The sequence below is a fragment of the Sporolactobacillus sp. THM19-2 genome (assembly GCF_004153195.1).
Taxonomy (GTDB): domain Bacteria; phylum Bacillota; class Bacilli; order Bacillales; family Sporolactobacillaceae; genus Sporolactobacillus.
The window spans coordinates 46,524-68,075 of sequence record NZ_SEMC01000012.1 but is presented as its reverse complement, the minus strand read 5'-3'; the positions used below and the strand labels follow the sequence as shown (position 1 = coordinate 68,075).

The window sequence follows — 21,552 nt, the reverse complement described above, 5'->3', positions numbered from 1 at the left end:
GGCCTTAATCTTTTTATTGAAGTGGAACGTTGATTCCTTTACACTGGACATATGAGGAGCCCCCTGTATGTTTGGTTTCGCTTAACTTAATCATACAAGGAATGAGCTCCTTTTTCATTTCCTTTTTTCACTTTTCAGGTGAAAAGTGAAAATCGCTGTAAACCTTGGTGGCTCAACGACAAGTAAAGTTCATACCGCGGGCCATGAATATTCTAGGATAAAGTATAAAAATTAAAGGGATTATAGTATTAGTGCAACTAAGATTCAGCCGGCTCCAGAAGCTTGGCTTCGCCAAGTTTTCTTCATCTGAATCAGAAAAATGACAGCGACAGCCGCATAGAGGGTAATGACTCCTTCTGTCGCCCATATGGGTATATGTATCATTTTGAAAAAAGGGCCGGTGAAGTCCACCAGGGCATGCAGGAGAGGGGCGGATAAAAGATTATATAGCGCCGATTCACCACGGCATACAGAACAAGGACAGACAAGGCAAGCTGAATGAACAGGGCATCCACTCGTTCAATTCCGCCGAGGTAAAACATCCATGGCGGAAGATTGATAAGCTGTTCCCTCGCGTGATTAAGCGCAGCAGCCTGTTCGGGGATATGGGCTACCGTCTTTTGTACAGAGCTGAACGTTCCGTTGTTGATCATGAGTGAAAGCGCCACATTGTTGATTTGTGTCAAGGCCAGCAGACAACCGATGACGACCACTTCCACTCCGCCGTGCCCGAGTCCATAAGCAATGCCGTGCTTCCACTCCCGTGTTCCTTTAAAGAAAAACTTGAAGGCGATCAGGCGGCCTGTCTCTTCGAAAATGCCCGCCGCCAGTGCTCCATAGATGGCTAGCGCCCATGGATTTTTGAAAAAATCAGCCGTTACCCCTTCCCAATTCAGGAGAAAACGGTTCAGTAGCCCCTCCAGCAACAGTACAAATATGAGAAAGACACCTGCTCCGATCAGAAACGGCTTCACTCCTGTCTTGTGATGAAGGAGAAACCAAATGAGTATGCCGACAAAAGCTGCAAGCGGTATCAGCATCGTAAAAAACATGCCGACCATCGACCATACACTGACCATCGAATCGATCCCTTCATTGTTTTAAATGTTTGAAATGATCATCATTAGAATCGGAAAAAGGAGCACTCCAGTCATAAATATCCAGGCAATCGGTCGGGCAAAATTGACCGTATAACCAATACCCACACGTTTTTCCACAAAGACAGATGGATCAGACGGATTGTAGTAAAACAGCCCCAGCACCCATTTGTGATCGTCGTCCAATATCTGTCCTGATGGCTTCTTTACACGCACATATCTGAAGTACATCAGAAAAGTCGCACAAAGTAAGATCAGCTCGATCACGCTTGGCAAGAGAAACCACAATGGCGAAATTGGCCAAATAAAACTGATTTCCGTTAAAAGAAAACTTAGTTCAAGTAAGACGCCAATAATGATCAGCGTGATAACCATCAGTTTCCTGAACCGGTATGCATCAGGTGATGCCTCTGGATTACCGCGGACAGATGATGGGGCACGGCGTGTAAAAAGACAGCAGGCCAAAATGATGCCGACAAGCAGGCCTTCAATAATGACCGGAAGCATAACAACTAGCCACGATTTAGTCGACCACGCATCTACAGCAGTAAAACTATAATGTGTAGGGATATTCTCCGGCATGATGTCATAGCCGAACATGGCTACGGTCAGCGTCACAAGAAAAAGCGGAAGCAATAATAATAACCAAACAGAAGAAAGTACGATCTTTTTTTCATTCATTGAGGTGTCAATGATCATTTTATTGAAAACCAAACGGCTATCGGGAGTTAGCGTGCTTTTGAACACTCTCGTCCGCTTGTTGGCAGCAGCAAACGCCAGAGTCGCAATAATTAATAGGGACAAAATTGTTAGTCCTGATGCAACGGCTTCTTCCGCTCCCGCCGGTGCAGCAAGAATGAAGTAAAGTAGGGAAATAAGGCAGATGACAACGATACCGGTACCTGCTTCCCGCAAATAACGCAGCCGGATCTTTTTTGCCCGGTCATGATGCCATATCTCACTGCTTGCGAAGACGATACCAAACAGCACATTCTTTCTGGAGAACCACGGTTGCATGAGAACCATACATGCGATGAAAAAAAGGGTCACTTGAATAGTGATGTTGCTGCCACTCAATTCCTCTCCCTCCCCAGTTCGTCGTACAGATTGTCAACCATTTTATGAATAACCGCCCGGTCCACATGGCGTGTAACTGCCTCAGACACAATATCGTGCAGGGAATCTCCCGTCGTTTCAAGAAACTGCGCCGTATTTTTTGCTGCATTCCCTGCATGAATGAATGTTCCCCGATTACGCTGAATTTCTATAAATCCCTCACTTTGAAGCAATTTGTATGCTTTGTTGACTGTATGCAGATTCACGCCGATTTCTGCCCCGAGCGTGCGAATCGACGGGAGAGGATCCCCATCCTGAAGCCGGCCCATGGCAATTCCTGAGACAATGCCGTTTCGTATTTGCATATAAATCGCTTCATCTGAGGCAAAATCGATGTTGAGCAGCATGTATTTCTATCCTTTCGTTCCATCTGTTATATATTATATAGAACAGATAGAAAAATGGCAAGCAACTCCTTTATTAAATGACTGGCTAAGAAAAGATGGCTACAAAAAAAGACGATGGTAGGTTCACTGTACATGCCATCGTCTTTTATTACTCATGGAATTGTTTCAATTATTCGTTTGACTGAAACCTGGCTAGACTTTTCAAGTTTCGATGTGTTTTTTTTCAGTTACGGTACCCTTTTCCCCGGATTTGGTTCAACATTCCTTAGTTTAACATTCTCCAATTCAGTTTTACCTTTGCTGTCTCGGAATAACCTGACAGCTTTTTATCCCCGCATGTTCAGATCGTTTCCGAATGTTCTTTTTTCCGCAGCTGCATCAAATATGAAATGATTTCGCGTCTCCTGATAATGCCGATGAATACCCCGAGATCATCTACAATAGGAACAAAATTATGAGAAAGAGAGTTCTCAAGGATATCTTCAATTTCTACATCAATGGAGATAGGTTGAATGTCCCTGTATCTCTCGACAGAGCTCAGCGGAATATCCTCAGTATCCTTAAAATCGAGATCCTGGTGATTTTTTAATTCCCACAGCAGATCCCCTTCTGTCAACGTACCGATATACTTCCCCTTTTTATTCAGAATCGGGATGGCTGAGTAGCGATAATGTTCCATTTTCTCCATTGCCTGTCTCATCGTCCAATGATCGTACACGTACTTCACTTCGCTTTTCGGAGTAATCAGGAAAGCTGCGTTCATATAAATTCTCCCCTGCTTTCATCTGTTTTTTAATCACATCTGAAAATACCTCTGATAATCATATTATACAGGAAAACAAGATCAAATGTTGATAGCGCTTTCATCATTAAGTGAAGAAAACATGCCGTCAAATTATTCCTCTCTGCCAGCATATTTTCAATATATTACTCACCCGCATGCTGTAACATATTTGATTTGGCAACACTGATCATTAATTTGATCCGGTTAACCTGGTTGATCTGGCTTGATCCGGCATCGTAGTCAATGGAGACGAGATTGGCATCCGGATGGTTTTTCTTCAGCGCATTGAACATGCCGCGGCCAAGAATGTGGTTCGGCAAACAGGCAAAAGGCTGAACGCAAATCACGTTTTTACAACCGGAGTCAATCAGTTCGGCCATTTCACCCGGAAGCAGCCAGCCCTCGCCCATCTGATTGCCGATGCTTAATATTCCTGAGGCTTTCTTCGCAATCTCGTCAATGCGTTTCGGCGGCTCGAAGCGTCCGCTTTCTGCCAGTGCACGACGGACCGGTGCCCGGTAATGCTCAATATATTGAGTAGCAATGTCTCCGATCAGAACTGGCACTTCGCCCTTCCCAAAATGATCCCGGCGGAATGTGCGATTGTACAGTCCATAGAGGAAGAAATTTACAAAGTCTGGAACAACGGCTTCTCCGCCTTCGGACTCAATGGTTTCAATCAGATGGTTATTGGCAAATGGGCTGAATTTAACATAAATTTCTCCGACAATACCAATTTTCGGCTTTTGTTCCGAGTGTACAGGGATCTGATTAAAATCGGCGATAATAGCGCTAATTGTTCTTCGATACTTATTCATCGTAAATGTTTCCAGCAGATTGGAACAACGGGAGAGCCACAGGTGAAACATTCTGTCGGCTGATCCTTTTTCTTCTTCATACGGCCGGATGGCAAATCTGAGCTTCAGAAGCAAATCACCAAGGCAGGCGGAAACGACCAGCTTTTTAACAAGCGGCAGGGTAATTTTGAATCCTGGCTGCTGATTAAGAGCAGTCGAATGATTGAGTGAGATGACCGGAACATTGGCGAAACCGGCGCTGATCAGCGCCTTTTTCAGTAACGCCAGATAGTTTGTCGCCCGGCACCCTCCGCCTGTCTGAGTCAGAATCACGGCGGTCCTTTTCAGATCATATTTACCGGATTTCAGAGCCGCTACCAGCTGTCCGACGGTCAGTATAGCCGGATAACAGGCGTCGTTATTGACATATTTCAGACCTTCTTCGACCTGAGCGGTACTCATCTTTTTCAGCACTTCGAGGTGGTATCCGTGCAGAGCGAAGGCTTTCTCAAACAAAGCAAAGTGAGCCGGTATCATCTGCGGAGCCAGAATCGTATATCCTTTTCTGTCTTCTTTGCTGAAAACAGGTGCAGATGAAGGGGGACCGTCAGGAAGTTTCTGGTCCGGCTGACCTTTTCGTTCTCTGATCGCCGCTTTCAGAGAGCGAAGTCTGATCCGTACAGCGCCGAGGTTGCCGTTTTCATCCATCTTAATCCATGTATACAGTTTATGGCCACGTTCCAGTATTTCCTGAACCGCTTCAGTTGTAATAGCATCCAGACCGCAACCAAATGAGGTGATCTGAACAAGTTCAAGATTCGGATGCTCATTAACAGCCTCTGCAGCACGGTACAGTCTGCTGTGATAAGTCCATTGATTCACGACACTCCGGGATATTCTTTTTTTCGCGAGGTGGCAGACCGAATCTTCTGTCAGAACAGCCATATCCATCCTAGCAATTTCATTTGGAATGCCATGATTCACTTCGGGATCCAGATGGTATGGATGCCCTCCAAGTACAATCCCTGTCTGACCGGAATCTTCAAGCTTTGCTACCACTTCTTCACCCCGGTGGCGGATCCAGGCATGAAAAGCCATGTCTTCCTTTTTGGCTTTACTCAGAGCTTGACGTAATTCGCTGTATGGAATATCCGGGAAGCAGGCATGCAGTTCACGAATCAGTGCCGACGGTTTATCCAGTGAAACAAATGGCTGAATGAAGCGGATCCCTTTTTCCGCAAGAATATCCATATTGACGCGTATCACTTCAGGGTAGGAGGAGACAATCGGGCAGTTATAGTGGTTATCCTGATCGACACTCTCCTGTTTCTCATAAACAACCGCAGGATAAAAGATGACGGATACCCCTTTTTCGATCAGATTGATGATGTGTCCGTGTACCTGTTTCGCCGGGTAACACACGGCCTCTGACGGAATGGTTTCCATCCCTTTCACAAAATTTCGCCGGCTGGACGGATCAGAAAGGACCACGCGAAATTTCAATTCGGTAAAAAAGGTATGCCAGAAGGGGTAGTTTTCATACATATTCAGCACACGCGGGATGCCGATCGTTCCACGCACGGCGTCCTCAGCTTTAAGTGAGGGCCGGTCGAACAGAACATGGAGTTTTTCTTCCGCCAGATTTGGAACGGTAATTTTCTTTTTGGCCTTCCCTGCCCCCCTTTCACAGCGATTACCGGATATGAAAATCCGTTTATCAGGAAAGCGGGTAATCGTCAGACGGCAGCGATTCTGGCATCCTCTGCATCTCCCGTGATTCGTTTTAACAGTCAGCGAATCAATTTTATCCGCTGAGAGCAGCGAAGAGTCCGCTTTTTCCCTGCTCCTTTCCCGGGCCAGAAGAGCGCAGCCATAGGCCCCCATCAGCCCGGATAAATCCGGACGGACCACTTCTTTCCCTGTCATTTTTTCAAAAGCACGAAGGACCGCGTCATTTAAAAATGTCCCGCCCTGAACGACAATATGGTCTCCCATTTCGTCGACATTTCTCATCTTGATCACTTTAAATAATGCATTGCTGACGACAGAATAGGCGAGACCGGCAGAAATATCGGCAATACCGGCACCTTCCTTCTGCACCTGACGGACTTTTGAATTCATGAATACCGTACATCTTGAACCCAGTTCCACCGGAGCCTTTGAAGACAGGGCCAGCCGTGCAAATTCTTTGACCGAATACCCCAGTGTGTCGGCAAAATTTTCAAGGAAGGATCCGCAGCCGGAGGAGCAGGCTTCATTCAGCATAATCCTGTCTATTGCTCCGTCCTTAACCTTCATGCATTTCATATCCTGACCGCCAATATCAATAATAAAGTCCACATCCGGCTGAAATTTCCTGGCCGCCCGATAGTGAGCTATCGTCTCCACTTCACCACTGTCAATCTGAAAAGCAGCCTGAATCAATTTTTCACCGTAACCGGTCACTACTGAATTGGCGATATGAACCTGATCAGGCAGCTGTTCAAACAGCCGGCGCAGACCCTTTCTGACCGACTCAATCGGATTGCCTTTATTGTTGTCATAATAAAAATAGAGGATCTCATCATTCCGGCCGGTCAGAACAATCTTCGTTGTCGTGGATCCGGCATCAATCCCCAGGAAACTGTTCCCTCTGTAATTTTCAAGAGATCCTTTATGCACCCTGGCCCTGGCATGGCGCTGTTTGAAAGTTTCCCATTCTTCAGGGCTGTTAAATAGAGCGTCCTGTCTGCCGACAGACACGGAACGGCAGGCCTTGTTCATCGTTTCCAGCTGGCCGATGAACTTTCCGATATCGATACTGTCGTTCGATGAATCCGCCATGGCTGCACCTATCGCAACAAAATACTGACCATCATCTGACTCCATGACATGCTCATGTGTCAGATTCAGGGTTTCCATGAATCGATGTCTGAGTTCTGGCAAAAAAGTCAGCGGACCCCCGAGAAAGGCCACGTTGCCCTTGATCGGGCGGCCGCAGGCAAGTCCCGAAACCGTCTGATTCACAACGGCCTGAAAAACAGAGGCTGCAATATCCTCTTTGCGTACACCGTCATTCACCAGGGCTTGTATATCCGTTTTAGCAAAGACGCCGCAGCGCGAAGCAATCGGATAAATTCTTTCCGCCCCTTCTGCGAGTTTGTTTAACCCTGCGGCATCTGTCTGAAGCAGAGAGGCGATCTGATCAATAAACGCACCGGTGCCCCCGGCACAGGCTGTATTCATCCGCTGTTCCATACCATGTGTCAGGTAGATAATTTTGGCATCTTCACCTCCAAGTTCAATCACGACATCAATATTCGGATTCCGTGCTTTCACCGCCTGAGTGCAGGCGACGACTTCCTGCACAAAGGGCACCCCGAGTTCCTCCGACAGACTGATGCCAGATGATCCGCTTGCATGAAGCTGCAGAACCGCTGATGGAAATTTTTTAAATAAAGAATGGAGCAGCTGTACAGCCGTTTTTTTGATTTCAGAAAAATGTCTGCGATAGGATTTGAAAACCAGTTTATGTTCCGGATTGATCGCTACCATTTTCGCTGTAGTCGATCCAATATCAAGACCCACCTGCAATTTCATGAATGATCTCCCTCCTGCCGGATGAAAACATGTGTTGTCAGAATAGATGGTAAATAAAAGCGAACAATATTTCTGATTTGTTCATCTGTAAGCGCATTCGAACCTTTGCTTTCTGAAAGTACTCCGTCAATAAAAACATAAGTAATGAGCGTTCCGACGAGACTCCGTGCGGCGATTTCAATATTGTCGATGGTGACGCATGGAGACTGATTGGCCTTCATCAGTAGTTTTTCGACATTATTCAGACCACGCACAGGTACCGCATCACGAAAAAGCCGGGCAAGTTCCGGGAACTGTACCACTTCAGCCACGACCATTCGGGCCAGTTTCAGATAATCGACCTGCATAAAATGGTCCAGAAGATTCCTGGAGAAGAGTACAAGGGATTTTTCAACATCAGGAGGAGTTGAAAAATCCAGTTTTTTTAACATTTCTGAGCATGCATCGTCAGACAAAAGAAAAAGTTGATGTTCAATCACATCGAACAGTAAGTCCTCTTTACTTTCATAGTAGGAATAGATCGTTTGCTTGGAAACGCGAGCCTGTTCCCTGATTTCATCAATACTTGTTGCGGCAAAACCTTTTTCCAGAAAGAGCTTTTTGGCTGCCTGAAGGATCTGATTCTTCTTTTTCCGGGCTCTTGAAGATTGAGCATTCCGGTTCATGGCCTCACCCTTCCATCGCATAAATTTGACCTGATCGGAACTGTACCGTTCAGTTTGATTGTAACCCATTTCATTCCAGATAAAATGAGAATCAGAATTTGTTCCTTTTATTGTCATATTTTTATAAAAACCGTTTTCGCACCTGAAAATCACCGCAAGTGAAGAAAAAGAGAACCCTCTGATCAGAGGATTCTCCTTCTCTTGTACATTTTGTCACTTCAGCCTGCAATTTTCATCCTTACATCTGCCGACCGGAATGATCTTACGCCGGGTAGCAATCCAGTCATAGAGCCTGCTGCCCAGACCCATTTTATTCAACAAATAGAGAACCGGCCAGGCTGGTAAGAGCAGCGGAACCCGTAATGTGATAGCCATAACGGCATCTATGCCTGAAAATATTTCCGATGTTTTCCCGCTAATGACATGCAGACGCTTTGCCAGATTCTTTCCATCTGCAGCCAGATCCTTCAGATTTTCCTGATCTCTGAAGCCAATCAGCTTCAGTCTGCTTAACCAGTCCAGCTTTTCCAGATGATTTTTTATTCCCACACACAGAGGACACCAGTTATCATATAGAATGATCAGTTTATCGGCCGTTTCATGATTCAACCTGATCCCTCCGTAAACCTTGTTAATAGATAATCACCGGCTCGTTCTGTTCAAGATTTTCATAGACGGTCTTCATGACAGCTGGCGGTGTGTTGACACATCCTCCGGAACCGTTATGAATATAGGCATCCTTCGCCCAGTTTTTGCGCCATCCTGCGTCATGGAATCCACATCCGCTCATGGTAAAAGGCGCCCAGTAAGAAACCTTAACTGAATAATTCGGATTCCCCGCCTCACTGCCCTCAAGTGTTGAGGGGGATTCTTTGTACATAATATACCATAATCCCTTCGGTGTATCCTCTCGGGTATCATGTCGTCCTGTCACCACGTGGGTTGTCAGCACCATTTTCCCGTTTTTATAAATCCAGATACGCTGATCTTCAATCGATACTTCGGCATACGTATACCCTATCCCGTTATTCTCAGTGGTATGATAACCAATTCCATAGGTGCTGTAGCCGACACCGTAGACATAATAGGCACGCAATGATTTTTCGCCTGTCTCAAACGCCTTTTTCAGGCGGGCGCTCTCTTTGTCCACATCAATTGTCCATCCATAGGATTGCCCTTTAACTGTGATGTTCTTTCCTGAATGCGTCCGAAAGGGAAAGTTTTTATGCAACGTGGACTGGGAACGGTTGATTTCCCCAATCTTAGCACGTAAAGGCTCGGGATCAACTTTTACTTTTAAATCCTTCGTCACCGAAGCATTCCTGATCAGCGTCTTTGCAGGTAACGGGTATTTTTTATTCTGTACCTGATAAACCACAGTCCGCTGAAGTAATTCCTGTAACGACTTCATTTCCTTCTTAACGGTCGGGCTGTCTTCTGCAAGCGGCTGAAGATACACGGGTTCCAGATGGATATCACTGTGACTGGATTTTTTGTCAAAACTATCCAACATTTTTTCGACATCAAACTGGTTGCCCTTTTTGCTTTTTGTGATGATCACCCGGCCGTTTACCAGTGAAGCCGCAGCATCCACCGGTGCCTGTCTTTTTTTATTCAGCGAGTTAAGTTTCGTCTCTGCCTGTTTTCTCAGCGTCTGAATCCGGTTCTGATCCGCTTTGGCAGGCAATACTGTAAAGTGATTTTCTTTCGAGGAAGGCCACCAGGTCTTTTGCTTATTCAGCAGCTTTTCTATCTCAGGCAAATCTTCAGATGAGAAGCCTGTTTCCGTATCAGCGCCATTGAAAATCCTTTCTTCGCCAATATAGATATCATTTTTCAGATGGACATTTTTTAGCTTATGAATCACATCATGTTTATTCAGTCCGCCAACCTGAATGCCGTTAATGCTGACATGTCTGTTAAAATGAGTGGACTGATAATAGGTCACCCCTGCAAGAATCAGTACCGCAGTAAGGACGGGAACAGCTATGAGTAAAACAGTTTTTCTTTTGATTTTTTCTCACCTCAGGTTCGGGATAACTATTAATCTACCCTGTCTATTACAAAAAGGTTTCACTGGTGTAACAATATGTCTACTTTAATCGTTTCCAGTTTTTTTAACAAGTCTGATAGATCAAGTTGTTTCATTATTGTTCACAGTCCCGACACAATTAAATGAAGGAAAACGAGATGCTGATGTCAAAGTATTAGCCTGTACCCCAAATGAACCTCGTTGTTTTATCTGCCCTTATGATTTTTGCTCATTCCCCATCGATCATTTCTGTTCATTTTCCAGAGCTTTATAGCCGCCCCCCTCCCCAAAAACAGTCACTGTCAAAAGGGGTTTTATTGATGCTGAACAAAGTTCGTAAACTGGTTCTTACAGCGCAGCGCGGGTTCACACTGATCGAAATGATGGTTGTATTGATGATTATTTCCATACTTCTTCTGATCGCCGTTCCGCAAATGACAAAAACACAGGGGGTGGTTCAAAATAAGGGCACAGAAGCTACTGTTGAACTCGTTCAGGCACAGGTCGCTGCATACAAGATGGATCATGACGGGGCTCTGCCTCCGGACCTTGATACACTGATCACGGAAGGCTATCTTGACACCGTGACGACTCCGGACGGTGCGGCGTTAACGTATGATGCGACAACAGGTGATGTTCATGCCCCCGTATCAGACTAAAGGCTTTACAATACTGGAACTATTAATTGTTCTGTCTGTTATCAGCATTCTTGCACCCATCTCTTTTCTGGCATTGTCCCGAACCGCAGACGAACAGAATATGAAGCATTTTTCAGAGGAGCTGCGCGAGACGATAAGTGATGCACAGATGGATGCCATTTCTTCATCCACCATGATCAAAATTATTTTTAACACAGATCAGGATTATTTTTCCGTACTCAAAAATCGGAAAGAAACCAAAAAGCCGCTGCATCCACGGCTGTGGATGGCGAGTAATTTAAACAAAAAGACGATTTTTATCACCTCTCAGGGAACTTTTTCTCAATCAGGGACCTATGCTTTTTTTCTCGGAAATATTCGATATGAGCTGATCATTTACCTTGGACAGGGGAGATTCAGAATTGACAAAGCAAGCTGAACGTGGTGTATTTTTTACAGAAGCAGCCCTGTCCATTTGTATCCTCACGATCGTCATCCTGATGCTCTTGCCGGTCATCCCTCATGTCTACCGAGAACGTCAGGTGATTCAGCAAAAAACGGAGGCACTGCAACTCCTCCGTTATCATCTCGTCAGATGGAAAGCCTCGCCTGAGTCCATTCCTGAGCCTGTTTCCAGCTATCCTTTTGACCTGAAATGGGAGAAAAAAACCGGGAAGGAAGCCATTCTTTCCGTCAGCTGGACTTATGACAACCGGCACTATCAGTTACGCAGTGAGGCAAGAAAATGAAAAAACAGGATGGATTCACACTCCTGTCGACATTATTAGGACTCAGCATATTCTCGATCGTCCTCCTGCTCGTGACCTGTGCAGCAGGAATACTGGCCAGCCGTTTTCAGGATGATGTCGGCCTGAGAAAAGAAATCACTATTTTCCTTTCACAGACTGCACTGGAACTGCATCAATCAAATGCGATCAGTTGTTCAGATGGCAACAGGACGCTGATTATTTTGAAAGATGATCAGGAAATCACGTACAAACTTGATTCAAAGGGTCGGCTGGTCCGGTCCGTTGACGACAGAGGGTATGAGATTGTCCTGCAGAGAATAAAAAGCGTGCGGTTCGACACCGATGGCAGATACCTGTTTATTCATCTAGTGGATCAGCAGCATCGATCTTATTTTCTGGTAGACAGTACTTATCTTGGTAAGGAGGCAGTTAACCATTCCTTTGACTAATCAGAACGGTTTTATTCTCCCGGTCACCTTGTTCGTTTCAACACTTCTGATCGCTTTCGTTTTTCACGCGATTTTTCTGATGGCAAGTGACCGAAATTTTTTTCAATCCTCTTACGCTCATTTTCAGATTCAGCAGTTAAGAGAAAATGCACTTGCCGAGATTGGGGAACGCGTACGCAGTACATCACTCCCTGAAAGCGGACATTTTAGCTATGATTCCGGTACTGTGACCTTCACAGCACTGAAAGGCAGTGACCAGGTTGCTGTCACTTTTACGGTTTACTCTGGACAGAATACGGAGACGGATCGGATAATTTACCGTCTTCCTGACGGCCAGCCTGTCACCTGGTTTGAGAAAGCAAATCCATAATGCTCTGAATGTATAAACACGTGCAAAAATGGACACGCTGTATCCAGAAAAACTGATGAAAGGACTCTTTCGTTTTGAAACCCGAAGAGTATGTAAAGTTTCTTACGGAGCAGTTTGTCCGTTATATGGAGCGGCCGCGTGCCGAACGAAAGCAGACGAGACAGGAGCATCGAGAGCAGCGACTCCCTGTCAGAAACCAGCTTTTTGGCCAGATTCCGAACGCGATCGAGAATTATGTGGCCCGATTAAAACCATTTTTTTCAAAAAAGAGATAACGGAAAAATCCTGTCTGAAGATGACCAGACAGGATTTTTATGATGGTATAAAATTTAATAAGGTTCAGAATAAAAGGCTTATGACGACGGCAATTTGCCAGTTGGCTAGTTTTTCTTCATAGCATGATATATTCTGTAGTTCAGTACACTTTGGTATGTGTTTACCGTTGCAAGGTGTCCCATCCAAATTTTCAGTGCTTCCTCACTCAGACGTTTCGTAATTAAAGAAAGAGGAAATTCCGATATCTTCTGACGAAAGAAAAAGTCTTTTCCTTCCAGAACATGTACTTCAAAAAATCCACTCTTCTTTAACTGGTTTTCCCACTCCGTCGTTGTATACAAATCCGGAACACCATAAAAATCACATATCTTTCTTTTATCCTGTTCCGGAAGTTTTTGTTCCACAGTCATTTCAACAGCAAACAGCTGACCTCCTGAGCGCAGTACACGAAAATATTCCGGAAGTGACCGGGACAAATGAGTAAATGCAGTAACAGATTCTGAGAATAGCCAGTCAAATGCCTTGTCCCTGAATGGCAGTGATTCTGCTGATCCATGTACCACGCGAAACGGGTTCAGAGACTGTTCGGATCTTTTTTTTGCGGCTTTCACCATCTGGGGATGGAGATCGATGCCAGTTACTGAAGCTTTTGTTTGATCTGCAAGATATTGAGCTGTTGCTCCGGTCCCGCAACCGATATCCAGAACGTCATCGACAGCCTGAATCGGCAGGGTCCGAATGATAGCTTCACTCAGGCTTCGTCCACCCGGATGCGCATGATCCACACCTAATTGAGCCAGAAAATCAATATATCGGTTCTTTCGTTCATTCACAGCACCATTCCCTCCATCCTGACCCTGCTCCCTTAGTTGACAGGATATGATCGGACAGTATGGATGGTGAATGAAGGATAAAGTGCCTGCTCAGTATCAGGCTGTGTGCATCTGTTTTATTTTTGTTTTAGACAGCCATGCACCGCCAATGACTCCGGCATCATTCCCCAGTTTGGCAATATCGATTGAACAAGCTTCTGTAACCCTGGGCAAGGAATACTTATTGAAATAATTTCTGAGCGGAACAAGCAGTGTATCTCCTGCGTGGGAAACACCGCCGCCAATGACGATTTTTTCCGGATTAATCACGATGGATATCGCGCCAAGCGCATAACCCAGATAACGTATTGCTTTATCCGCTACGGCTGCGGAAAGCGGATCATCCTTTGCTGTACAGTTAAAGACATCTTCAGCGGATATGTCGCCTTTTTCTTCAAATATATCTCGAAGAATACTGTCGGAATCATTGTAGTCAAGAGCTTCCAGTGCAAGTCGCCGGATACCGGTAGCAGATGCGACCGTTTCAAGGCAACCCTTTTTCCCGCAATTACAGGGTGCACCGAATTTCGGAACGACGGTGATGTGGCCAATCTCACCTGCCATACCGCTGGCGCCATGAAGAATTTCACCACCGCAGATAATTCCACCGCCTACACCGGTACCTAAGGTGACACAAATGATATCTTTCGCACCCCTTCCGGCTCCCTGCCACATTTCTCCCAAAGCGGCCATATTGGCATCATTATCTATAATGACAGGTAATCCCGTTGATTTCTCAAGTTCGTCCTTGAGTGGATAATTTTCCCACCCAATATTCACGGCTTTATAAATAAACCCGGTATCCATATTAATAAAACCCGGTGCACCCATACCTATTCCTCTTACCTGCTGCCGGTCATAATTCAGCTGGGCAAGTTTTTTCACAATGCTGGTGCTGATATCCCCCGTGATATGGCTGCCATTATCAATCGTGTTGGTCGGAATGGCCCATTTGTCAATCATTTTCCCATTATCATCAATTAATGCCATTTTGATTGTTGTACCGCCTAAATCGACACCAATATTAATCATTTCCACCATAATGATCTCCACCTTTAATATTTACCTCATTCTTCTATTTTTACTCATATAAGGTGATTTGCCAATGGTAAATCATTAACATTTTAAACAATCGTCCATTAGACCGGAGAGACCGGTCATGATTCCCCGCCCTTTAGAATATGCTCGTACTATAAGGAGGTCAGGCCTGTTGCGTCACTTTTTCCGGTTCACCCTTATCGCTGCATTTATCCTTCTCATTCCAGTCTTACTGATCTCCAGAACGGCCACGTTTCAGGATAGACCGGCCATTACCTATTTTCCTGCTACCGGCAGCATCACCTTCAACCAGGCCGAAACGCGGCTGAAGCAGGAAAACAACCGTGTGAACTGGAGCGTCGGATCGAGCGTTAATCGCCGCGTTTACCTGCTTCAGGATTTCTCTATATTGTACAAAAACAATCGATTGATTGCTATTATAAATCATTGGGAGAGAAACCGGATTTCGCTTTTTAAAAGCCGGTCGGTTAAAATCGACCCGGGTTTTTATGAAAGTCTGAGCATGCATCAGGCTGAGGTACACGAAGATGACTTGATTTACGGGAAAATAACACGATCCGGTGACAGGATCTATGCCGGACAAATCGGCGGCAAGCTCTATACCTTTAAACAGGCCCGGTCGAAACGGGAAATAAAGCTGAGGCAGAGTTATCATAATAAGATTAATAAAGAACAGTCTGATCTTCTGGCAGAGGCTGTAAAACAGTATGGGATCGCGCGCGAAAAATACCACGTCTTTCCGCTGTCCGAATTATTCTCAAAATCATCAGATGAAGTCTTTCCATCATCAGGTGAAGGGGCGCAGCGAATCAGTGGCCAATTGATGGAGGGGATTTATAAAACAATGGTACGGGGAATTCAGACACCGGACGGCAGACTGCAGTCTCCGGTCGGAAGTTTGATGCCTCTTTTACTGATCGGACCGGATCACCTGCTTGTTGTCATTCAGACGTCTAATTATCAGATTGCACTTCTCAGACAACAATTTTAAATACAGAGAAGATGAGTCAGGTTTTCAGAAAATGTTGTTCTCTGACCAGTTTATACAGGCACCGACCTCCGAGCATGAACAGCACCATCTCAAAAAGAACTTTTCTTCTGCAGAAGATATAAACGACGATAATCAGAATTAAGAATTCAGGAAGCCACCCACTTTTTTTCATATAGAAACATCCTCTCAGCTGAATCATACCGGTTTAGTGTGCCACATACCGATTCCATTCATGCGCTCAGGGGATGATGACTTCCTTCTCTGTTATCAGCATGCCGACCCTCTGATCATGGGCTTCCACAGGGATACCGCTGCAGAGCTGACAGGATAAAAGTAAGGAGAGCGTTTCTCCGCAATAATTGCTGAGGAAGCGGTCATAGTAACCCCCACCGTATCCTATTCGATACCCTTTTCTGTCAAAAACAACACCGGGGACAACCGTCAGATCAATTTCTGATGGAAAGACCCGTTCAGATTTTTCGGGATCAGGTTCCATTAGGCCATAAAAGCCCCGCTGCAACTGATCAAATGAACTCAGTCTGTAAAATTGAAGTATTTTGTGTTTTGAATCGCATTTGGGTACGACCACATGCTTATGTTCTTTCCATGCACGACGGATAATCGGACGCGTTTCCACTTCACGGCCCATGGAGAGCGTGAGTGCCACCGTTCCGGTCCGTTTCCACTGATCAGCCTGAAACAGGGATTCACGGATCTTCCGGCACTGGTCATCAAAAGATTGATCACTCATTAATTTCAGCTGGTTAAGCACGCGTTCACGCCATTGTTTTTTTGTCTTCAATAGGATCCTCCCGGTAAATTAAAGCCGCAAACCACCTTATGAAAGGCATTTGCGGCTTTCAAGTTCAGGAAACCTTATTTGGTTTCGCGATAAAGGACATACCTTCTCAGCTTTGGGCTGTATTTCTTTAATTCCAGACGTTCCGGATTCTTTTGTTTGTTCTTTGTTGTAATGTAATCACGATCGCCGGTTTCCGTATTTTCAAGAATGACTTTTACACGCATGCTTATATCCCTCCAATACTCATCTATATATCGATATAACAGAAACATACAATTCATATTACCAAATATCATGACGAGGTTCAACCCCCATGGCTTCTTCCATTTTCGCCATTATTTTCAATTTATTTTACATTCTTCTTTCTTTTTCCCTTATCTTCTTCCGCAGCAGACCAAGTTATGATATAAATGGTATGTTAGTGATTGATATTGGCCGGTAATCCGGCAATAGAAGTGTTATGCTTTAAAAAGTATTGGGGGGGTTTAAATGGGTTATGTTATCTTGATTCTGGTGATAGCCGGTCTGATCGCACTGGGCGTGTCCTATTTCAAACAGGACCGTGTGAAACAGGTAGAAGGTCAGCTGGAAGAAAACTCAATCACCATGATGCAGGAACTATATAAGGTCAAGAAAAAGATCCGTGTTCTCGAAGAGGAAGTCATGGTCGGAGACCGGAAAAATTTTAAAGGGTGAATGAATAAGTGACGAAAAACGGAATACGTGGATTCGCCGCCGGGATTCTCGTTGCAGCAGCTGTGTTTGCATTCTTTTACTACCTGATCTTTAATGAGGGTGAGTCTCAGTCCGCTAAAGTGGTCAAACAAACTCCTTTGACAGAAGCAACAGTTACCCAATACTTAACGAATCATCACCGTAAAGCGATAGATATTGATGCCTGGAACCAGTGGCAGGCAGATATGAAAACAGCAACATCAAAAAATAATCAGAGTGATAAGAATAATAACAGCAGCGATAAGAATTCAAAAGCGAAACCCGATGTTAAATCATATAAACTGAATATCAAAAGTGGTATGACGCCAGGCGACATATCAGGCAGTCTGGTCAGTGCCAAGGTTATTAATTCGGATAAGAAAAAAGCTCTTGATAAGTATCTCCAGGATAAGAAGCTGGAAAAATATGTTCAACTTGGCACATTTACTGTTTCCAGTGATATGTCAGTTGAAAAGATAGCTCAGGTTATTACGAAAAACCATCAGAATTAACAGGCAGCCGTACGGAAGAATTTCCGTACGGCTGTTATTTTTTTTCGTTAAATTTAAGAGGAAAGACGATTATTTCTTCTGCCCCTTCTGATCTGTGTAGTGATATAAATCGTCATAAGCTTTGATGACTTCAAGGGCGATCTGCTGGTTTTGCCGCCCGCTTCTTACTGAAGGGACAACGACAGAAACGGCAATCTGCGGATTGTCATAAGGTGCATAGGATACCAGCGTTTCGTTATAGAGACTCAGATCATTCTGGTCAATCTGAGCGGTCCCGGTCTTTGCAGCGATCTTGTATTTTTGAGTTCCCGGAGCTCCCAAGACCACGTTCCCGGTTCCACCCGTTCCATGGGTAACCAGATACAAACCATGCTGCACCCTTTCAAGGTCCCTTTTATTATTTCCAAGCGTGTTGAGAACACGCGGCTGATAGGTATAAACGGTTGGACCCGGCTGGTTTGGATCGCTTCCCGGTGCATGGACGGATTCGAGAAAATGCGTCTGCATCCTATACCCGCCATTAGCTATTGTGGAGATATACTGTGCCATCTGGAGCGGCGTATACGTGTCATACTGTCCAATCGCAAATTGGTGAATCAGACCGGATTGCGGGGGCATGCCGCCATTATATCCTGTTCCTTCTGTCGGCAGGTCAATACCGGTTTTTACGCCGAGACCAAACTGGTTATACCCATTTCTTAAGTTATTTACAGCCTGGATAAAGCGTGGGGTTGTGGCATACGGCAGGTTGGCCTTATAACGACCTCCGGCTGGTGTGAGTGTGATCCCGGCCATGTTGGATACAATTTTCGCCATAAATACGTTGGAAGAAAACTGAAGGGCTGTTTCGGGCGTCAGAGCACCCAGGCCGCCTTTCTCCCAGGATGTAAATAATCTCTGCCCTGTTGATTCATCATATTCGATTGGCATATCGCGGAAGTGCTCGGGAACAGCATGATGCTGGAAGCCGGTCAGCTCCGTCGCCCCTTTAACCGCGGAACCCATAGCAAACTGGGCATTGATTGCTTCATTCGTTGCATCTGTGAATTTTCCGTTCTCAAACTTTTTACCGCCAATCGCCAGAACAGCGCCTGTTTTCGGGTTCAAGGCAACAGCGTAAGCACTGTTGTTCAGATTATTTCCAGGAAGAGACATCGCCGCTTTGATATTGGATTCCAGGATCTGATTCATTTTATCCTGAAGACGGATATCTATGGTCAGCCGGACATCATCTCCACGCTTTCCTTCCTTGATGGTCGGATTTCCGGTCGGAACGCCTTTCTTTGTGTTATAAGTCAGTTCCATCGGTATCCCGCGAAGATAAGACTCATATTGCTGTTCTAACTTGCTGATGCCCACCTTATCGTCCCGTCTGTAGCCGGCGGCAAGGTAGTTGTCAATCTTTTCCTGTGGGATGTCGCCAATCTTGCCAATGTATTTCGGTGCATTTTTCGTATAAACACGGGAAGAAACATCGGCCGTCTGTATCGTCCCGTTGAATTCATCAAGGTGATCCACAACATTGACATATTCCTTATCACTCACAGTCAGGCCTCTTTTGATGATGTGCGGGTTCAGATTGGACGCCTGATTAAATTCGTGCATAATAGCCATAACCTGCATATCTCTTTTTGAAAAATGGCTGATGTTCTTTTCCGGAACCCGGCTGAGCAGAAGTTTATAAGCCTGAGATGGCTTCTTTTCCAGATTATTCTGCTCTTCAGTACTTAAATATTGATTATAAGCTTTCCGCAAATCAGGATATTTGTTCAAAATGTAGAATTCTCGTTTATCCCGGTCAGATACTCTTTCCATTGCATCGCTATCCATTGTAATCAGTCGGGATAACTTTTTGGCAATTTGCAGGCTCTCTGCGCCGCTGATCCCCAGATTTCGGATATAAACAATCGCCAGCTCTGCTTTGTTGTCTGCCAGAATGGTTCCATTCGTATCCATGATTTTTCCGCGTGCGGAGTCAATACGGGCTGTCTGAGTATCACTCGCATGCAACATTTTATTATAATGTTCCCCATTTACGATCTGGACGTAGCCCAGACGCAGAATCAGACCGGAAAAAGCAAGAAATACGGTTAGAAAAATAATATTGAGTCTGAGAGGCAGATTGTTTTTTGTCCCCTTGTTTTTTACTGTCTGATTGGTCAAAACCGTGTCCTCCTGTACCTGTTTGACAGCCGATTAGCCTAACTCTAGCTGATATAAATATTCGAAGTCCGTTTTGTTTTTTTTTCCATTGAAATCAGTTGAAATGATTAAAAATATGAAAATAAGTCACGTGATAATCAGATGCTTTTATTTCATCTCATGAATTCATTTTACGTTCGTCTCCTGTCCCTGTCAAAGTATTTCAGAACCCGTCAGGAACAAATATAATCCCCTGAAAATGGCGACCGAGTATATCCGGGCGTACCAAAAAAGCGAAATGCCTGTTGGCACTCCGCTTTTTATCGTCCGACTGGCTGACTCATTTTACGCTGATCTGAGGAACCGGATCTTTGCCCAGAAATGAACTAAAGAACCACAGTTCTTTATCTACCTTACCCTTAATTGCAATCAGCATATCGTTCGTTACATCGTCACCCTCTTTATCTGACAGAGAGATGCCTTCAACGAGTTCGTTTCTCAGGGTTTCAAGATCATCGACCACAGTCTGAACCATTTCGTTTTCAGACAACGGCTTTGTGTATGGATCTTCCTTTATCGTCGCATGTTCAAGGAATTCTCGAAGTGTCGAATAGGGCCGGCCGTTAATTTGCAGGAGGCGTTCGGCAATATCGTCAAGAATCAACGTCACCTGATTATACAATTCCTCAAATTTTTCATGAAGTGCAAAAAAGTTGTGTCCTTTAACATACCAATGAAATTGATGGATTTTTGTGTAAAACAGTCCATAATTAGCGACCTGCTGATTCAAAAATGTTTTCGTTGTTTTACTTTGTGTTATGGTCAAGTGTACCACTCCTTGTTATTTATATTATAATAATTATTATTTAACAATAATTATAATAATATAAATCCCGGGCCTTGTCCACTATAAAGTCTCTATTTGTGAGGGGATTTCATTTTAAAAAACCGATGGCTGAACACGATTCTGAAGGATCAATAAAGCAGCTCCTTCTGAGCCTTTCGAATACAACGGGGTACACGGATTGAAAGACAAACTGACAATGTTTCTCTGCCTCCCGATCGCTTAAATGACTGCAGGAAAACCACGCAATATTCTTTACGGACACAACTAAAAACATAAAGCATGTAATTTAAGAGGAAGAGGGATTCTGCCCTGTTGAGAAAGCATAAGAAGATCCCATATAAATCTTCAGACATTTAATTTCAATTCCTTCGCCTTAGCAGTCTACTCCGCAAGAAAGTCAACTTGTATTATTCCCAAATAGGCTTTTTCCTTCATTCATCTGTCCCTTCCACTTCGCCCTTGATATAATATAATGCATTATCACGTGATAAGGAGGTGTCGCTCATGAGTGATGGTGGATACGGTGGCTACGGCGGTTTCGATCATTCTAAGGGGTTTGCCCTGATTGTTGTCCTGTTCATTCTGCTGATCATTGTTGGTACAGCATTCTGCTATTAATAATGGAACCGCTTAGCAGCCAGAAATCCATTCAGCACCTTCTTTCATAAGGGCACCTGGCACCCGGGTGTCCTTTTAAGCATTCAATTCAACTCA

The 21,552-nt window shown here is 44.7% G+C and carries 25 protein-coding genes; 10 read left to right on the top strand and 15 right to left on the bottom strand.

Annotated features, from left to right (window positions below; translation table 11 throughout):
- Positions 1 to 380 precede the first annotated feature (380 nt).
- The 8 genes from EWH91_RS09870 to EWH91_RS09835 form a co-directional block, all read right to left on the bottom strand.
- Positions 381 to 1,079, bottom strand: a complete 699-nt coding sequence (locus tag EWH91_RS09870; RefSeq protein WP_129929880.1) for a YhfC family intramembrane metalloprotease — start codon at positions 1,077 to 1,079, stop codon at positions 381 to 383.
- 21 nt (positions 1,080 to 1,100) lie between these two features.
- Positions 1,101 to 2,174, bottom strand: coding sequence for a DUF5808 domain-containing protein (locus tag EWH91_RS09865; RefSeq protein WP_129929879.1), 1,074 nt, complete (start codon positions 2,172 to 2,174; stop codon positions 1,101 to 1,103).
- Positions 2,171 to 2,560, bottom strand: coding sequence for a GntR family transcriptional regulator (locus EWH91_RS09860; protein ID WP_129929878.1), 390 nt, complete (start codon positions 2,558 to 2,560; stop codon positions 2,171 to 2,173). Before EWH91_RS09860 ends, EWH91_RS09865 begins: the two co-directional genes overlap by 4 nt.
- A 340-nt stretch (positions 2,561 to 2,900) precedes the next feature.
- Positions 2,901 to 3,323: a CBS domain-containing protein gene (locus EWH91_RS09855; RefSeq protein WP_129929877.1), complete on the bottom strand. Its 423-nt coding sequence runs from the start codon at positions 3,321 to 3,323 to the stop codon at positions 2,901 to 2,903.
- 164 nt (positions 3,324 to 3,487) lie between these two features.
- A complete protein-coding gene (locus EWH91_RS09850) occupies positions 3,488 to 7,720 on the bottom strand; it encodes a 2-hydroxyacyl-CoA dehydratase (protein ID WP_129929876.1) in 4,233 nt (1,410 codons plus the stop codon).
- Complete coding sequence (locus EWH91_RS09845; protein ID WP_129929875.1) at positions 7,717 to 8,385, bottom strand: TetR/AcrR family transcriptional regulator; 669 nt, start codon at positions 8,383 to 8,385, stop codon at positions 7,717 to 7,719. Before EWH91_RS09845 ends, EWH91_RS09850 begins: the two co-directional genes overlap by 4 nt.
- A 213-nt stretch (positions 8,386 to 8,598) precedes the next feature.
- Positions 8,599 to 8,994, bottom strand: coding sequence for a thiol-disulfide oxidoreductase DCC family protein (locus EWH91_RS09840; RefSeq protein WP_165364299.1), 396 nt, complete (start codon positions 8,992 to 8,994; stop codon positions 8,599 to 8,601).
- Between the two features lie 22 nt (positions 8,995 to 9,016).
- Positions 9,017 to 10,333: a L,D-transpeptidase family protein gene (locus EWH91_RS09835; RefSeq protein ID WP_240697324.1), complete on the bottom strand. Its 1,317-nt coding sequence runs from the start codon at positions 10,331 to 10,333 to the stop codon at positions 9,017 to 9,019.
- Positions 10,334 to 10,737: 404 nt separating this feature from the next.
- On the opposite strand from EWH91_RS09835, the gene comGC reads away from it, so the two are divergent.
- The 6 genes from comGC to EWH91_RS09805 all read left to right on the top strand — a co-directional run bounded on the left by comGC (position 10,738) and on the right by EWH91_RS09805 (position 12,898).
- Positions 10,738 to 11,076: a competence type IV pilus major pilin ComGC gene (comGC, locus tag EWH91_RS09830; RefSeq protein WP_129929872.1), complete on the top strand. Its 339-nt coding sequence runs from the start codon at positions 10,738 to 10,740 to the stop codon at positions 11,074 to 11,076.
- On the top strand, positions 11,057 to 11,494 hold the full coding sequence (comGD, locus tag EWH91_RS09825) for a competence type IV pilus minor pilin ComGD (RefSeq protein ID WP_165364298.1): 438 nt from the start codon (positions 11,057 to 11,059) through the stop codon (positions 11,492 to 11,494). The genes comGC and comGD overlap by 20 nt, the downstream gene beginning before the upstream one ends.
- Positions 11,478 to 11,804 (top strand): type II secretion system protein, encoded by a 327-nt coding sequence (locus EWH91_RS09820; RefSeq protein WP_129929870.1) that lies wholly within the window; start codon positions 11,478 to 11,480, stop codon positions 11,802 to 11,804. The genes comGD and EWH91_RS09820 overlap by 17 nt, the downstream gene beginning before the upstream one ends.
- Entirely contained in the window at positions 11,801 to 12,253 is a 453-nt protein-coding gene (locus tag EWH91_RS09815) for a ComGF family competence protein (protein ID WP_129929869.1), read from the top strand. The genes EWH91_RS09820 and EWH91_RS09815 overlap by 4 nt, the downstream gene beginning before the upstream one ends.
- Positions 12,246 to 12,623, top strand: a complete 378-nt coding sequence (comGG, locus tag EWH91_RS09810) for a competence type IV pilus minor pilin ComGG (protein ID WP_129929868.1) — start codon at positions 12,246 to 12,248, stop codon at positions 12,621 to 12,623. Before EWH91_RS09815 ends, comGG begins: the two co-directional genes overlap by 8 nt.
- 74 nt (positions 12,624 to 12,697) lie before the next feature.
- On the top strand, positions 12,698 to 12,898 hold the full coding sequence (locus tag EWH91_RS09805; protein WP_129929867.1) for a YqzE family protein: 201 nt from the start codon (positions 12,698 to 12,700) through the stop codon (positions 12,896 to 12,898).
- 105 nt (positions 12,899 to 13,003) lie between these two features.
- Here the strand turns inward: EWH91_RS09805 and EWH91_RS09800 are convergent, their stop codons facing one another.
- Entirely contained in the window at positions 13,004 to 13,732 is a 729-nt protein-coding gene (locus EWH91_RS09800; RefSeq protein WP_165364297.1) for a class I SAM-dependent methyltransferase, read from the bottom strand.
- 96 nt (positions 13,733 to 13,828) lie between these two features.
- On the bottom strand, positions 13,829 to 14,812 hold the full coding sequence (locus tag EWH91_RS09795) for an ROK family glucokinase (RefSeq protein ID WP_129929865.1): 984 nt from the start codon (positions 14,810 to 14,812) through the stop codon (positions 13,829 to 13,831).
- A 169-nt stretch (positions 14,813 to 14,981) separates the two neighbouring features.
- On the opposite strand from EWH91_RS09795, the gene EWH91_RS09790 reads away from it, so the two are divergent.
- Positions 14,982 to 15,821 carry a hypothetical protein gene (locus EWH91_RS09790; RefSeq protein WP_129929864.1) on the top strand — a complete coding sequence of 280 codons (840 nt, stop codon included), beginning with the start codon at positions 14,982 to 14,984 and terminating at the stop codon, positions 15,819 to 15,821.
- A 16-nt stretch (positions 15,822 to 15,837) separates the two neighbouring features.
- On the opposite strand, the gene EWH91_RS14480 is transcribed toward EWH91_RS09790, so the two are convergent.
- The 3 genes from EWH91_RS14480 to rpmG form a co-directional block, all read right to left on the bottom strand.
- Positions 15,838 to 15,993, bottom strand: coding sequence for a hypothetical protein (locus tag EWH91_RS14480; protein ID WP_165364296.1), 156 nt, complete (start codon positions 15,991 to 15,993; stop codon positions 15,838 to 15,840).
- Between the two features lie 66 nt (positions 15,994 to 16,059).
- On the bottom strand, positions 16,060 to 16,623 hold the full coding sequence (locus tag EWH91_RS09785) for a 5-formyltetrahydrofolate cyclo-ligase (RefSeq protein ID WP_240697323.1): 564 nt from the start codon (positions 16,621 to 16,623) through the stop codon (positions 16,060 to 16,062).
- A gap of 74 nt (positions 16,624 to 16,697) precedes the next feature.
- Positions 16,698 to 16,847, bottom strand: coding sequence for a 50S ribosomal protein L33 (gene rpmG / locus EWH91_RS09780; protein ID WP_129929863.1), 150 nt, complete (start codon positions 16,845 to 16,847; stop codon positions 16,698 to 16,700).
- A gap of 265 nt (positions 16,848 to 17,112) precedes the next feature.
- On the opposite strand from rpmG, the gene EWH91_RS09775 reads away from it, so the two are divergent.
- Together EWH91_RS09775 and EWH91_RS09770 are read left to right on the top strand one after the other, a co-directional pair.
- On the top strand, positions 17,113 to 17,319 hold the full coding sequence (locus tag EWH91_RS09775) for a hypothetical protein (protein ID WP_129929862.1): 207 nt from the start codon (positions 17,113 to 17,115) through the stop codon (positions 17,317 to 17,319).
- Positions 17,320 to 17,327: 8 nt separating this feature from the next.
- The gene (locus EWH91_RS09770; RefSeq protein WP_129929861.1) at positions 17,328 to 17,849 is read left to right on the top strand and encodes a hypothetical protein; all 522 of its coding nucleotides are present in this window, start codon (positions 17,328 to 17,330) and stop codon (positions 17,847 to 17,849) included.
- A gap of 69 nt (positions 17,850 to 17,918) precedes the next feature.
- On the opposite strand, the gene EWH91_RS09765 is transcribed toward EWH91_RS09770, so the two are convergent.
- Together EWH91_RS09765 and EWH91_RS09760 are read right to left on the bottom strand one after the other, a co-directional pair.
- Complete coding sequence (locus EWH91_RS09765) at positions 17,919 to 20,012, bottom strand: peptidoglycan D,D-transpeptidase FtsI family protein (RefSeq protein WP_129929860.1); 2,094 nt, start codon at positions 20,010 to 20,012, stop codon at positions 17,919 to 17,921.
- A 319-nt stretch (positions 20,013 to 20,331) separates the two neighbouring features.
- Entirely contained in the window at positions 20,332 to 20,817 is a 486-nt protein-coding gene (locus tag EWH91_RS09760; protein WP_129929859.1) for a Dps family protein, read from the bottom strand.
- 525 nt (positions 20,818 to 21,342) lie between these two features.
- Here EWH91_RS09760 and EWH91_RS09755 point away from each other — a divergent pair.
- On the top strand, positions 21,343 to 21,456 hold the full coding sequence (locus EWH91_RS09755; protein WP_129929858.1) for a YjcZ family sporulation protein: 114 nt from the start codon (positions 21,343 to 21,345) through the stop codon (positions 21,454 to 21,456).
- Positions 21,457 to 21,552 lie beyond the last annotated feature (96 nt).

Bases quoted from the DNA above. Each gene is read 5' to 3' on its own strand.
- EWH91_RS09870 (WP_129929880.1), bottom strand. From the start codon at position 1,079: ATGGTCAGTGTATGGTCGATGGTCGGCATGTTTTTTACGATGCTGATA.
- EWH91_RS09860 (WP_129929878.1), bottom strand. From the start codon at position 2,560: ATGCTGCTCAACATCGATTTTGCCTCAGATGAAGCGATTTATATGCAA.
- EWH91_RS09855 (WP_129929877.1), bottom strand. From the start codon at position 3,323: ATGAACGCAGCTTTCCTGATTACTCCGAAAAGCGAAGTGAAGTACGTG.
- EWH91_RS09850 (WP_129929876.1), bottom strand. From the start codon at position 7,720: ATGAAATTGCAGGTGGGTCTTGATATTGGATCGACTACAGCGAAAATG.
- EWH91_RS09845 (WP_129929875.1), bottom strand. From the start codon at position 8,385: ATGAACCGGAATGCTCAATCTTCAAGAGCCCGGAAAAAGAAGAATCAG.
- comGC (WP_129929872.1), top strand. From the start codon at position 10,738: ATGCTGAACAAAGTTCGTAAACTGGTTCTTACAGCGCAGCGCGGGTTC.
- comGD (WP_165364298.1), top strand. From the start codon at position 11,057: ATGCCCCCGTATCAGACTAAAGGCTTTACAATACTGGAACTATTAATT.
- EWH91_RS09815 (WP_129929869.1), top strand. From the start codon at position 11,801: ATGAAAAAACAGGATGGATTCACACTCCTGTCGACATTATTAGGACTC.
- EWH91_RS09795 (WP_129929865.1), bottom strand. From the start codon at position 14,812: ATGGTGGAAATGATTAATATTGGTGTCGATTTAGGCGGTACAACAATC.
- EWH91_RS14480 (WP_165364296.1), bottom strand. From the start codon at position 15,993: ATGAAAAAAAGTGGGTGGCTTCCTGAATTCTTAATTCTGATTATCGTC.
- rpmG (WP_129929863.1), bottom strand. From the start codon at position 16,847: ATGCGTGTAAAAGTCATTCTTGAAAATACGGAAACCGGCGATCGTGAT.
- EWH91_RS09775 (WP_129929862.1), top strand. From the start codon at position 17,113: ATGGGTTATGTTATCTTGATTCTGGTGATAGCCGGTCTGATCGCACTG.
- EWH91_RS09755 (WP_129929858.1), top strand. From the start codon at position 21,343: ATGAGTGATGGTGGATACGGTGGCTACGGCGGTTTCGATCATTCTAAG.